11 protein-coding genes are annotated in these 13,052 nt (G+C 66.3%); 4 read left to right on the top strand and 7 right to left on the bottom strand.

Going from position 1 to position 13,052, the window contains the following annotated elements:
- Positions 1-776 precede the first annotated feature (776 nt).
- Entirely contained in the window at positions 777-1,565 is a 789-nt protein-coding gene (locus tag BO1_RS46355; protein WP_028223400.1) for an FRG domain-containing protein, read from the top strand.
- Positions 1,566-1,607: 42 nt separating this feature from the next.
- Here BO1_RS46355 and BO1_RS46360 read toward each other — a convergent pair whose 3' ends face one another.
- From BO1_RS46360 to BO1_RS46385, 6 genes are all read right to left on the bottom strand, one after another.
- Positions 1,608-2,984 (bottom strand): amidase family protein, encoded by a 1,377-nt coding sequence (locus tag BO1_RS46360; protein WP_028223401.1) that lies wholly within the window; start codon positions 2,982-2,984, stop codon positions 1,608-1,610.
- Positions 2,981-4,321, bottom strand: a complete 1,341-nt coding sequence (locus BO1_RS46365) for an MFS transporter (protein WP_028223402.1) — start codon at positions 4,319-4,321, stop codon at positions 2,981-2,983. The genes BO1_RS46360 and BO1_RS46365 overlap by 4 nt, the downstream gene beginning before the upstream one ends.
- Before the next feature lie 26 nt (positions 4,322-4,347).
- Positions 4,348-5,877, bottom strand: a complete 1,530-nt coding sequence (locus BO1_RS55670; RefSeq protein ID WP_084688808.1) for an N-acyl-D-amino-acid deacylase family protein — start codon at positions 5,875-5,877, stop codon at positions 4,348-4,350.
- Between the two features lie 218 nt (positions 5,878-6,095).
- The gene (locus BO1_RS46375; protein ID WP_028223403.1) at positions 6,096-6,992 is read right to left on the bottom strand and encodes a LysR family transcriptional regulator; all 897 of its coding nucleotides are present in this window, start codon (positions 6,990-6,992) and stop codon (positions 6,096-6,098) included.
- Positions 6,989-7,285: a YciI family protein gene (locus BO1_RS46380; protein ID WP_028223404.1), complete on the bottom strand. Its 297-nt coding sequence runs from the start codon at positions 7,283-7,285 to the stop codon at positions 6,989-6,991. The genes BO1_RS46375 and BO1_RS46380 overlap by 4 nt, the downstream gene beginning before the upstream one ends.
- A gap of 49 nt (positions 7,286-7,334) precedes the next feature.
- A complete protein-coding gene (locus BO1_RS46385; RefSeq protein WP_028223405.1) occupies positions 7,335-7,934 on the bottom strand; it encodes an NUDIX domain-containing protein in 600 nt (199 codons plus the stop codon).
- 85 nt (positions 7,935-8,019) lie between these two features.
- Here BO1_RS46385 and BO1_RS46390 point away from each other — a divergent pair, with 85 nt between their 5' ends.
- A complete protein-coding gene (locus BO1_RS46390; RefSeq protein WP_028223406.1) occupies positions 8,020-8,775 on the top strand; it encodes a DeoR/GlpR family DNA-binding transcription regulator in 756 nt (251 codons plus the stop codon).
- A gap of 15 nt (positions 8,776-8,790) precedes the next feature.
- On the opposite strand, the gene BO1_RS55675 is transcribed toward BO1_RS46390, so the two are convergent.
- Positions 8,791-9,642 (bottom strand): helix-turn-helix transcriptional regulator, encoded by an 852-nt coding sequence (locus BO1_RS55675; RefSeq protein WP_043289084.1) that lies wholly within the window; start codon positions 9,640-9,642, stop codon positions 8,791-8,793.
- Positions 9,643-9,938: 296 nt separating this feature from the next.
- Here BO1_RS55675 and BO1_RS46400 point away from each other — a divergent pair, with 296 nt between their 5' ends.
- On the top strand, positions 9,939-11,654 hold the full coding sequence (locus tag BO1_RS46400; protein ID WP_028223407.1) for an amidohydrolase: 1,716 nt from the start codon (positions 9,939-9,941) through the stop codon (positions 11,652-11,654).
- A gap of 147 nt (positions 11,655-11,801) precedes the next feature.
- Positions 11,802-12,974 carry an MFS transporter gene (locus BO1_RS55680; protein ID WP_043289085.1) on the top strand — a complete coding sequence of 391 codons (1,173 nt, stop codon included), beginning with the start codon at positions 11,802-11,804 and terminating at the stop codon, positions 12,972-12,974.
- Positions 12,975-13,052: the final 78 nt, after the last annotated feature.

Below are 13,052 nucleotides of genomic sequence, written 5' to 3' on the forward strand. Positions count from 1 at the left end.
CTCCGGGGCGTCTGCCATCACTTGCTACACGCCGGAGTGACTAAGGGCTCATCCATCCGGCGGCGCTGCGCGCGCCGTGGGGTATAACCAAAGCCAGTGGGATTCAAGTGTTTTCGTAGGACTCCAACGTATTCGATCGACGGCTTGCTCACACATTCGCCAACCAGCACGCCCGTGCATTCACCGATCAGCACTCCCGCGCATTTACCGGTCCGCACCTTCGCGCACTTACCGGGTGGCACCCCCAGCGTATTCGCCGGCCCGCCCGCCCGGTTTTCCTTGCAGACCTTTCCGCCCGCGCGTAGCGCGTGGCGGGAAGAATGAGCCCCTTGTCACTAACGTGGAGTGTGCGAGGAGACGGATGCCCCGGAGCCACTCCGGTTGACAGGGCAGTGGGGGACTGCGTCACACTGGCGGTGTGAGCCGCTTTCTTTTGCCTACTTTTCTTTGCGGCTGCAAAGAAAAGTAGGTGCCGCCCCGCACAGGGGCAACGCTTGCGGCCCGCCGCGAAAACAAGTAAACGCGATAGCCGGAAAGACCCACAACAAAAAAGCCCGAGCAAATGGGCAATCGCCCAACGGGCCCACGCTGCAAGGGCCATGATCAACTGGCCACCGATGCACCCTATTGACTTCACGATGTAATCGTCACTGTGATAGCGTGTCAGACGCACGCACGCACGCACGCACGCACGCACACGCACGCACGCACGCACGCACACGCGCGATCCGCCAGACAATCGCCCCAAGGGCCTCGCGCCGCCCAGGACGCCACTCATGCAAACCACCGAACTCACCAACTGGAACCAGTTCATGGAGCTGACCACCCAGCTCGACGGCTGGGCATTCCGCGGGCAGCAAAACGCCCAATGGCGGCTGGAGAGCTCGCTCTCGCGCTACATGCACGACTTCGTAGACGACCGCAACCAATGGCGCGCCCGCGAGGAGCGCGCAATCCGCGTGTTTCGCCGCAAGGCACACAACTTCCTCGCGCATCCCGCCATACTCGCCGACGATCTGCGCTGTCTCGCGCTCATGCAGCACCACGGCGCGCCCACCCGCCTGCTCGACTTCACGAAGAGCCCGTTCGTGGCGGCCTTCTTCGCGCTCGAACGCGCGACCGGCGACGCCGCCGTCTACGCGCTCAACACCCCCGCGCTCTGGAACAACCGCGCCCGCCCGAAAGCCGATCCGGTACTCACGCGCGACGTGATCGACCCGCGCGTGCCCGGTCACTTCGAACGCTATTTTTTCTGCAATACCAACGAAATTCTCTGGTCAGGCGAGCCCACCGAAATGGACGACCGGCTCGTGGCGCAGTCGGGCACCTTCGTCGTGCCCGGTGTGATCGACAAGCCGTTGCAGGCCATTCTCGACGGCTACGAAAGCAACGAGGAACTGCTGCATCAGATCGTGCTGCCCGCACGCATCCGCATGGACGCCATGAAGTGGCTCTACCGCATGAACATCACGAACGCCTCGCTGTTTCCGGGCCTGGACGGCCTCGCGCGCTCGATTGGCGTGGAGCTGGAGATCGTCTGGTCGGGGATGATGCAGGCGCAATAAGGGCGCCGTAGCGGCGGCGCCGTTTCTGCGAGCCGCGTGGCGTCAGATGGCATTCACGTCTTCGCCGCGCTGCACGGCGATGCGCCGCGCCGCGACGAAGCACGCAGCAAGCGTTCCGGGCGCGCCGATCAATTGCACGCCCGAAGGCAACTCGCCCGGCGCGTGGCAGGGCGCGCTCACGACAGGCAGTGCCGCGAACGAAATGGGCTGCGTGAGCCGGCCAAGCGCCTTTGCGGGTTCGAGCGCCGTGCCGTTCACGTCGATGGTGGCATCGGCGAAACGCGGGGGCGCACAAGGCGTGGCGGGTGCGATGAGCACGTCGTAGCGCGCGAAGAGGGCGCTCATGTACCCACACCATGTTGCTCGTTGCGCAAGCGCCTGTGCGTAGGCCGCTTCGCTCGTCGAAAGACCGGTGACGATGCGCGTGCGCAGGCGTTCGGAGACGTGCGAGGGATCGGCGTCCAGCAGCGCGCGATGCGCGCGTGCCAGTTCGTAGTTGGAGATCGTGAGCGCGGCGGCGCGTGAGTCTTCGAGCAAGGCTTCTTCGACGGGCTCCGCCGCTGTGTGCTCGAAGCACGCAGCAGCGCGCCGCACGGCACGACGCGCGTGCGCATCGGCGAACTGCTCGAAGCCTCCGGTGAGCACGGCCACGCGCAATGGTTGCTGGCTGGATATCGCGGCGCGCACGCGGGTGGCCTCTGCATGGCCCTGCGCGCCAAGCAGCGCTTCATAAAGCGCAACGAGATTGGCGAAGGTACGCGCGAACCCGCCCGCCACGTCGAGCGATGCGGCATAGGGCAGACATCCCTGCATCGCGAGCCGGCCGTTGTCTGGCTTCACGCCCCACACGCCGCATAGCGCAGCCGGCGCGCGGATCGATCCGTTGGTGTCGCTGCCGAGCGCGAGCGTCACGTAGCCGGCCGCGACGGCCGCCGCCGAGCCGCTCGACGAGCCGCCCGTCATGCGCGTGGGATCCGCGGGCAGGCGTACCGCGCCAAAGTGCGGATTCTCGCCGGTGGCACCGCACGCGAGTTCGTCCATGTGCGTGGCGCCGAGCGGCACCGCACCCGCCGCGCACAAGTGCGCGACTAGCGTGGCGTCCGTTTGCGCGGGCGGCAGCGCGAGCCGTGCGGGCGAGCCCGCCACGGTCGTGTAGCCGGCCACGTCGAAGTTGCTCTTCACCAGAAATGGCACGCCCGCGAGCGGCCCAGGATCGCGGCCCGCGCGCACGGTGGCGTCCACGCGGCGCGCGTCGTCCAGCGCGCGTGCTTCGAAGATCATCGAAACGGCATTGTGCCGTGCGTCGCGCACGGCGATATCGGCGAGCGCTGCGCGTACGAATGCTTCGGCGCTCGCGCGGCCCGCACGGACCTCGCGGGCCAGCGAGCGCGCATCGCGAGGCAGCGGCGCCGTGCTCATGCGCGTCCCATGTAGCGGCGCGGAATTGCGAGGATGAGCGCCGCCGCGCTGAAGAGCGCAAGTGCGAGCAGCGCGACGCCCATCTCGGTGCTGCCGGTGAGGCCCTTGAGGTAGCCCATGATCGACGGTCCCACGAAGCCCGCGACGGCCGCGCCGATGTTCACGAGGCCCGCGCCGCTAGCGGCCGCGTCGCCGGCGAGGATGCGTGAAGGCAAGCTCCAGAACATCGCGAGCGTGCTCATGATGCCGGCCACGCCCACGGTCAGGCAGGCAACGGCCAGCACCGGATGCGCGCGCATGCCCACGCTCGCGAGCAGCGCCACGCCGCCCACGATCACGGGCAGGGCGGTGTGCCAGCGGCGCTCGCCGGTGCGCACCGAATGCTGCGCGTTCGCGACCATCGCCACGGATGCCACGAGATAAGGCACCGCGCTGATCAGGCCGATCGCGAAGTTGCTGAGCGAGCCGAGCGCCTTGATCATGGTGGGCATCCAGAATATCAGCCCGTAGTTGCCCACGTTGTAGAGAAACGAGGTGAAAAAGAGCAGCCACAGTGTGGGCTCGCGCAGCGCCGCGCCCAGATGCGCGCGTTTGCCTTCGGCTTCCGTGGCCATTTCGGCGTGGACCATGCGCTTTTCGGCGTCGCTGAGCCAGTGGGCGTCGTCGATGCGCTCAGTGACCGTGGCGAGCAGGTAGAAGCCAAGCAGCACCGCAGGCAGGCCTTCGATCAGGAACATCCACTGCCAGCCGCGCAGGCCGAGTCCGCCGTGCGCGGCGTCCATGATCCAGCCCGAGAGCGGTCCGCCGATCACCACGCCCAGCGGCATCGCCAGAAACAGCAGCGCCATCACCTTCGAGAGCCGGCGCGACGGAAACCACACACTGAAGTAAGCGATCACGGCCGGGAAGAAACTCGCCTCGGTCACGCCCAGCAGGAAGCGCAGCGCGTAGAAGCTGGTCTGGTCGCGCGTGGCGAGCGTCGCGATGGAGACGAGGCCCCACGCGAGCATCGAGCCCGCGATGCACTTCTTCACGCCGATGCGCTTGACGAGCCAGCCCGCGGGGATCTGCAGCAGCAGGTAGCCGATGAAGAACAGTCCCGCGCCCACACCGTATGCCGCTTCGGATAACTGAAGATCGTTCACCATCTGCAGCTTCGCGAAACCCACGTTCACGCGGTCCAGGTAGCCGAAGAAGTAGCACACGAGGATCAGCGGAATGATGCGGCGCGTGAGCTTGCCATAGAGCGTGTCGATATCGGGCGCGTCGAGGCTCGCATACGATTGCGCGCCGGACTGCATGCCGGGCGTGCGAGCCGCCCCGTCGGTACTTGCCATGATCACTCCCTGCCAGGTTGCACGCGTCAGGCGTGCGCGGTTGCGTGTGGGGTTGGGTTCGACGATGTGTTCGATGATGCGTCCGGCGGCGTGGCGGGTGCACTTGCCGAAGCCGCGTCCGCTTGCTGGCGGCGCAGCGCGCGCCCGGGTCGATTGCCGGTTGGCTCCGCGTGCGAGAGCACGGCCTGGCCGTTGACGTAGACGTGCTCGATGCCCTCGGGGCGCAGCGTGGGCTGAGCGAAGGTCGCGCGGTCGATCACGCGCGCGGGATCGAACACCACGAGGTCGGCGTAGTGGCCCACTTTCAGGTGCCCGCGCGCCTCGATGCCGAACTGCTCGGCGGTGAGGCCGGTCATCTTGCGCACGGCCGCTTCGAGCGGAAACAGGCCGCGCGTGCGCGAGAATTCGCCCAGCACGCGCGGAAATGTGCCCCACAGGCGCGGATGCGGCCGCGTGTCGTTGGGCAGGCCGTCCGAGCCCACCATCGTCATCTCGTGCTGGAAGATGCGCTCGACGTCGCGCTCGTCCATCACGAAGTAGATGGCGCCCGCGGGGCGCAGCGCTTCGATGGCGGCTTCGATGGAGCCGCCGAAGCGCGGCAGCAGTTCGTGAAAGTCGCGCCCCGCGAGCTCGGGATGCGGCTTCGACCAGGCGAGCATCACGTGTGAAGACTGGCGGATGCGGTCCGCGCGCAGCATCGTCGAGGTGGCCGGATAGGGGTGGCAGTCGAGGCATAGCGGCTGCAGCGCGCGCTGGGCGTCGATGCGCGCGAGCGTTTGCACCGAGCGGCCATGATTTTCCTTGCCGGCGACCTTGTGGTGCGAGAGCACGACGCGCACGTCGAGCGCGCGGCCGATCGCGAAGGCCTCTTCGAGGGACGCCATGATCTCGGCGGTTTCGTCGCGCAGGTGCGTGGCGAATACGCCCCCCGTCTCGCGCAGCGGCGCGCAGACGTCGATCAGCTCTTGCTGCGTTGCAGCGGCGGCGGGCGGGTAGAAGGTGCCCGACGACACGCCGAAGGCGCCCGCGCTCATCGCCTCGCGCACGTCGGCGGACATGGCGGCGATCTCCTGGGCGTTGGCCTCGCGTTGCAGATCGCTCATGTGGCGCACGCGCAGCGTCGAATGGCCCACCAGCGCCACCGTATTCACGGCGGCGGGCGTGGCGTCGAGCGCGGCGAGATACTCGGCGAAGGAGGGAAAGCGGAATGCCTGCCACGCGCCGAGCAGATCGAGCGGCTGCGGGACTTCGCGTTCCGCGCGCAGCGGCGCGAGGCTGATGCCGCAGTTGCCGGCGACCACGGTGGTCACGCCCTGGCAGATCTTGGGCTCGACGCCGGGGTCGGTCAGGACGAAGGCGTCGTCGTGCGTATGGCTGTCGATGAAACCGGGGGCGACGATATGGCCCGCAACGTCAATCTCGTCCGTGGCCGTTGCGCCGCTCAAATCGCCGATGGCGGCGATGCGCTCGCCGCTCACGCCTACGTCGGCGCTGAAGCGGGGCGCGCCGGTGCCGTCGATGAGCTCGCCGCGGCGCAGAATGACGTCGAAATGCATGGAGGCTCCTTGCTATTGGCACTGTGCTTTACCGTATCGTCGGTGGCCAATTTGCGGGCGTCCAATGCGAGTCTGCTCGCGATTCATGCGCAAATGCTATCAAACGGTCCATCGTGCGCCGGGGGAGCGCCTGCAAACGCGAGCCGGCGGATTTCAGGCCGCTGCGTGAGGTTGCTGCGTGAGGCCACCGTGTCAGGCCACGGTGTCAGGCCACCGCGTCAGCCCGCTGCGGCCTTCACGAGCGCGCACAGGTCGGCTGCCATGCTCGACATGGACACGGTGCGATGGCGCACGATGCCCACCGTGCGGGCGATCGCGGGGCTCGCGAGCGGCACGGCGCGTACGGCGGGCGAGGCGAGGGCGCCCGTTTCGCCCACAGCGCTTTCGGGCAGGATCGCGCAGCCCACGCCAGCGGCGACCAGCGCGGCCACGCACGAGATGTGCTCGACTTCGTAGAACCAGCGCAGCCGTACGGACTCCTGGCTCATCAGCATTTCGAGCAGCAGGCGATTGCCGCTGTCGCGTCCGCCGATCACGAGCTTCGCGTGGCGCAGGTCGCCGAGCGTGAGCGATTCGGCCTGCGCGAGCGGGTCGTCGCGGTGCACGGCGAGCACGTAACGGTCCTCGAACAGCGGCTCGAACACGAGGTCTTCGTCGTCGCCGGGATGCAGGCTCACGCCGAATTCGGCGAGTCCCGCGCGCACTTGCGAGAGCACGAAGTCGTGATTGCCGTCGAGGATCTGCACGCCGATTTGCGGATACTTGCGCGCGTACTGGCGCAGCACGTCGGGCAGCAGGCGCGCCACCACGGTGGGGATGCTCGAGACGCGCACCTTGCCGTAGCGCTTTTCGGCGATCTCCTGGATGGAGGTGAGCATCATGCCGAGCTGCGCGATCTGCTCGCGCGCCATCGGCAGGAACTGGCGGCCCACGCCCGTGAGCGTGACGCTGCGCGTGGTGCGGTGAAAGAGCTCGACGCCCAGCGCCTGCTCGAGCTTCTGGATGCGGCGCGAGAGCCCCGGCTGCGTGAGGTGCAGCTTTTCGGCGGCGCGATGAAACGTGCCGAGCTCCGCCACGGCGACGAAGGCTTCGAGTTCCGAGTTTTCGACTTTCATGAGGCTTCGGGCCGCGGCAGGTTCAGGCCCGGCGCGAGACGTGTGGCTTTGAACTCCGTGATGGTGTAGGCGACGAGACCCTGTTCGGCAAACGGATCGGTCGCGAGCAGGGCGTCGAGCCGCGCGCGCTCCATGTTCGAAGCGAGGATCACGCCGCCGTCGCGCGGCACCTTCGGGCCCGCTGCCACGAAATTGCCGGCGGCGAACTGTGCATCGAGCCAGTCGCGATGGGCAGGAAGGGCGTCGTCGATGCGCTCGAGCGAGGCGATGTAGGTCAGCGAGACGATGTACATGGGGGCTCTATCCAGATGAAGTCCTGCCGGGCATTGTAGCGGCTGAGCGTTAGCGCTGGCGGCCGTTCGCGTATTCGTGCAGCGCCGCGTACTGGAGCAGCATGATGGTCTTGCCGTCCACAATTTCGCCGCGCTCGATTGCGGCCAATGCTTCGTGCAACGGCATTTCAATCACTTCGATATCCTCACCTTCGTCCTCGATGCCGCCGCCGTGGCCGGTGCGTCCGGCGTCGTCATACTCGCCCACGTAGAAGTAGAGCTTTTCCGTGACGGAGCCGGGACTCATATAGGCCTCGAATACCTTGCGCAGGTTGCGCACGCGAAAGCCAGTCTCTTCCTCGGCCTCGGCGCATATGCGTGCCTCGGGCGTGGCATCGTCGAGCAGACCAGCTGCCGCTTCGATCAGCATGCCGTCGTGGCCATTGATGAACACCGGCATGCGGAATTGCCGCGTGAGCACGACGTTGCCAGTCGCGGGGTTGTGCAGCAGGATCGTGGCGCCGTTGCCGCGGTCGTAGGCTTCGCGGCTCTGGCGCTGCCACGTGCCGTTACGGCGCAGGAAATCGAAGGTGATCTTCTTGAGCACGTACCAATTGTCCGAAAGCACGGCAGTTTCGACGATACGGACTCGGTCTTGGGTGGCGGTCACGGGCGGCTCCATGCGATGGTCGACATTCAATGCGGTCCATGGTAACGTGCAGACTCGTGCAGGTTCAAGAAAATTCGTGCAACCGATGCTGACAGATCAAAGAAAGAAGGCCATCCTCGAAGCGCTGGCGCGCGACGGCCAGGTGCTGGCGGGTGAACTGAGTGCGAGGTTTGGCGTATCGGAAGACACGGTGCGCAGGGATTTGCGCGAGCTGGCGGCTCAGGGGCGCGTGCAGCGCGTGCATGGTGGGGCCTTGCCCGCCTCGGCGGCGGTCGCGCCGCTTGCCGAGCGCGAGGACATGGACGTGGACGCCAAGCGCCGCGTCGCGCGCAAGGCGGCGAGCATGATCGAGCCCGGCCAGGTGGTGATCGTCGACGGCGGGACGACGTCCGCGCTGCTCGTGCAATGCCTCGCGCCCGATCTCGCGGCAACGGTGGTCACGCACAGCCCGAGCATTGCCGTCGCGCTGGCCGCGCATCCAGCGGTGGAAGTCCTGCTGATCGGCGGGAAGCTCTACAAGCACTCGGTGGTGAGCGTGGGTGCGGCCGCCGTGGAGGCCATCTCACACGTGCATGCCGACCTGTACTTCATGGGCGTGACCGGCGTGCACGCGAAGGCCGGGCTGAGCACCGGCGATTACGAGGAAGCGTACGTCAAGCGGGCGCTCGCGGCGCGTGCGGCGGAGACGGTCGTACTGGCCTGCGCCTCAAAGCTCAATGCGGCTTCGCAATACCGCATCGGCGATTTGGGTCTCGCGCAGACGCTCATCGTCGACGCGGCCGCGCCCGCCCGATTGATTCGCCCGATCGAGGAGGCTGGATTGGCGGTGGTGAAGGCATAGCGCTTACACATGCATTCAGCCGGCAGTTTCCTTTTGCGCGGCCTGCCCCAACGCCCATTGCGCCAACTCGCGCCGCGTCCTCACTCCGAGCTTCGCGAACGCGCGCTGCACGTACGATTTCGCGGTCGTTTGCAGCACACCCAGAATCGTCGCGATCTCCGGCACCGTGTGCCCTCTGATCAAATGCCTGCAGGTGTCGTATTCGCGCTTCGAAAGCCGGATGCCGTCGCTCGCGATGCGCGCGTCGAATAGCGCGAGCGGATCGGTATCGACCACGGCGTTGGTGGTCCGCTTGATCGCAGCCGTGGACGCGTGCAGCTCCAGCAGCGGAAAAAGCAGGTCGCCGAGGTGCCTCAGATAATTCAGGTCTGCGAGCGAAAACGGCGGGAGATGATCGCGCCGCACGAGCGCGAGCGAGCATTGCGTGCGCCGGTCGCTCTTCGTCAGCACGCACTCGTGCGCGACCTCACGGCTGTCGAAAATCCGCTCGCGAAACTCGCCGGCGGGCACCTGGCTCATGTCGCGCACCACGAGATGCGTCCCCACGGTGGTCCGGATGTCCGCGAATAGCGGGTCGAGGGCCTGAAACCGCTCGTAGTAGAGCGACATCACATCGTCGACGACGGACTGCGCTTCGTTCACGGCACCGCTGCCGAGCCACTCGCTGCGATAACCGAGCGGCGAGCGGCTGTCGAGGCGCGAACGCTCGACGTGCACATAGTCGAGCGGCACGAGATCGTTCAGAAACAGCGTGAGGCGGCGCACGAAGTGTGGCAGTCCGACGGCTTCGACGACCTCGCCCATCGACCTGATCGGCACATTGAGGTATCGGGCGCTTTGATTGAATGGGTCGACGTTCAGTTGCATGGTGTCACCCCCGGTCAGTCCTCTTGTCAGTCTTGCGCGGAACATTATCAGAAAGCCCGCGCCGCCAATATCCGTGAATTCGTCCAGTATCGCGGCCGCGCATCGGCTCCACGAGCCGCATCCGCCGGATTGGCGCGATGCGCAGCGGATCGCCCGTGCCGGCCCAGACGCGCGCGCCGCGCGGGAAATTGCGGGTTGCCCTCCTTCGAGTAGGGCATACCTGGGCGGAGCGAGCCGATACCTTTGTCGCCTGCCTTGGATCAAAGGCACGTTGAATTTCCACTTTGAATCCCGCCATGAATCTACAGAACGAACACAAGGAGACGCCGGCCGACGTCATTTTCACGAATGCGCGGGCCTATACCGTCGATCCGCATTGCCCCTGGGCGAGCGCGGTTGCGGTGCGCGAGGGCAGGATCGTCTTCGTCGGCGATACGCTTGGCGCGCAGCGCTTTGCCGGAGCGCATACGCGCACGATCGACGCCGGCGGCCGGCTGATGCTGCCGGGCTTCGTCGAATCGCACTGGCATTTCTCCACCACGGCATTCGCCGCGCAGGCGTTCATCAACTTCGAAGATCCGCAGCAGGTGCTGGACGCGCTGCGTGCCTATGTCGAAGCGCACCCGCACGAGAAAAGCATCATCGGCATGGGCTGGGTGCAGGCGGCCATGCCTGCCGAGCTGCTCAATCGCGAGACGCTCGACGCGATCTGCGCCGATCGTCCGGTCTGCCTGCTTTCGACCGACTTTCACACGATGTGGGTGAACTCGAAGGCGCTCGAGGTTGGCGGGATCGACGCGTCCACGCCGCCTGTCGAAGAGGGTGCGAGCTGGTTCGAAAAGGATCCGGTGTCGGGCGAGCCCACGGGCGTGATCGTCGACGGCGCCGCTTATTCGCTGCTCATGCGCCGCCTCTCCGCTGCCGGCTTTCTGCCGCCGTGGGGCGAGCTCTACTACGACTCGTTCGTGAAGTGGCAAAAGAAGCTGGTGGCGGCGGGCATCACGACCGTCTTCGATGCCGGCTTCATCGACCCGAGCGGCGATCAGACGTGGCTGTACGAGACCTTGATGCGCATGGAGCGCGACCGCGCGCTCAAGCTGCGCGTGGTGGGCAGCTATGCGGCCATCGAGGCAACGCGCGACCCGGTGGAAACGATCCTCGCGTATCGCGCGCGCTATCAGTCGCCGCTCGTGAAGGCGCGCACGCTCAAGCTGTTTCTCGACGGCACCGAGATGAACCATACGGCCTATCTGCTGGAGCCGTATGCGGACCGGCCGCATTATTGCGGCGAGCCGAACACGCCGATCGAGGACTTCAACCGCTTCGTGCTGGAGGCCGACCGCAACGGCGTCGACATCATGGTGCACTGCGTGGGCGACGCGGCCGTGCGCGGCGCGCTCGACGCGATCGAGCGCGCCAACACGCTCAATCCGCCGCGCGATCGCCGCCACGTGATCACGCATGCGTTCCTCACGCATCCGGCCGATATTCCGCGTTTCCGTCGCTTGGGCGTGCTCGCTAACACGCAGCTGCAATGGGGCGTGGTCGACACCTATACGAAGGCGATTCGCGAGTTCTACGGCGAGAAGCGCTGGAGCAGCATGTACAAGTTCCGCACCTTCATCGAGGAGGGCGTGACGGTGTCGATCGGCATGGATGGGCTGGCCTGCCAGTGCCGATGCCAGCACCACCCCGTCGAGCACATCGAGTCGGGCCACACGCGCCAGCTTGCCGGCGAGCCCGATGCGCCCGTGTTCCCCGACATCAACGAGCGCCTGAGTATCCCGCAGCTGATTGCCGCGTACACGATCCACGGTGCGTACCAGCTCGGCATGGAGCACGAGATTGGCTCGCTGACCGTGGGCAAGCGCGCGGACCTCATCGTGCTCGAGCGCGACCTGTTCGAGGTGGGCAAGTACGAGATCGGCAAGGTCGAGGTGGGCCTGACGATGATGAACGGCGAGGTCACGCACGCGCAGGGCGATTTCGCGCGGGAGGCGCTGCACGCGTGACGCGTTGCGCGTGATCCGGGCCGACCGGGTCAAGGCGAGGGTGCTTTCGAAGTAACGCGCGCGGCGCTGCGCCGTGCGCGTGTAGAGGAGACAGTTCGGGGCGCACAGCCCGGGTCGCGCGGCCCGGGCTCGAGACAGGATGGTGCAATGAATAAGGAAAACGGCACACGACGAGCGCAGCCTGCGTTCGTCGCGGCAATGGTGGCCCTCGGCGTGTTCTCGCCGACGGTGTTCATGGGGCTGCCCGCGGTGGTTGGACAGGTCGCACAGCATTGGGCGTTCGGCGAGGCGACGCTGGGCGTTGCGGTCTTTGCCGAAGTGTTCGGCATGTCGTGTGGTGCGTTGCTCGTGGCGTTCGTGCTGGCACGCCAGCCGGTTCGGCGCGTGCTTGTTGCCGCGGCGGTGCTGGCGGCAGCCGCGAATCTCGCGACGCTCGGCGTGCATGGATTTGTTGCGTTTGCGCTTTTGCGTTGCGTGGCGGGCGTGGGATCGGGGGCGCTCAATGGCATTGCGATGCGGTATCTCTCGTACACGAGCACGCCCGAGCGGCATCTCGGCATGCTGGTGATGGGGCAGGTGCTCTGGGGGATGGCGTTGCTTGCGTTCGTGATTCCGGCGCTGGGCGCCGCATGGGGCGCGGCTGGTGTCTTCACGTTCGTGGCGGTGCTGTCCGTGCCGTTCGCTTGCGTCGCAGGGTGGTTCGAGCGCGGCGAGACGCTGTCGACGCCGCAACAGGCAGCGGCAGGGCGCGTTGACAAGGGCGACGCGCTGCTCTCGCTCGTAGCGCTGTTTGCGTTGTATGGCGGCGTGGGCGTCGTGTGGACATTCCTGGAGAAAATTGGCGCCGATGCGGGATTGCGCGGCTCGTATATTTCCATCGTGCTGGCGGCCGCCAATCTCGTGAGTCTTGCTGCTTGCTGGTTTATGCCGAAGCTCGGTGTGGGGGGCGGCTTGCGGCGCTGGACGCTGATCAATCTCACGGGGTGTGTGGTTGCTGCGGCTTCGCTCGCGTTGCCGCCTTCGCCGCTGACGTTCGCGCTTGGCTCGGTCGTGTTCATCGTTTGCTGGACCGGTGGTGCGCTGCTGATCTTCGCGACGATCCCGCAGTATGATCTTGTGGGGCGTTTTGCTGCGCTTTCGCCGGGATTTCTTGCGCTTGGATTTGGGGTGGGGTCGATCGCCGGGGGCGAGTTGATGGAGGCGTCGGGTACGCGTGCCGCTCTGGAAGTTGCTATTGCGCTTTGCATGTTTGCGGTCGTGGTTTATGCGAGGTTGCGGCGTTTGGATGACGAGACTGCGCTCGTGGCTCACTGTGAGTGAAGTGGGGCGCGCCGCCCGCGGGTAGAGAATTGATTTGTTGTTGTTCTTCATGGCGTTGGCCTTAACTTGTATTCGCGG

Source organism: Paraburkholderia oxyphila NBRC 105797, from assembly GCF_000685075.1.
Taxonomy (GTDB): domain Bacteria; phylum Pseudomonadota; class Gammaproteobacteria; order Burkholderiales; family Burkholderiaceae; genus Paraburkholderia; species Paraburkholderia oxyphila.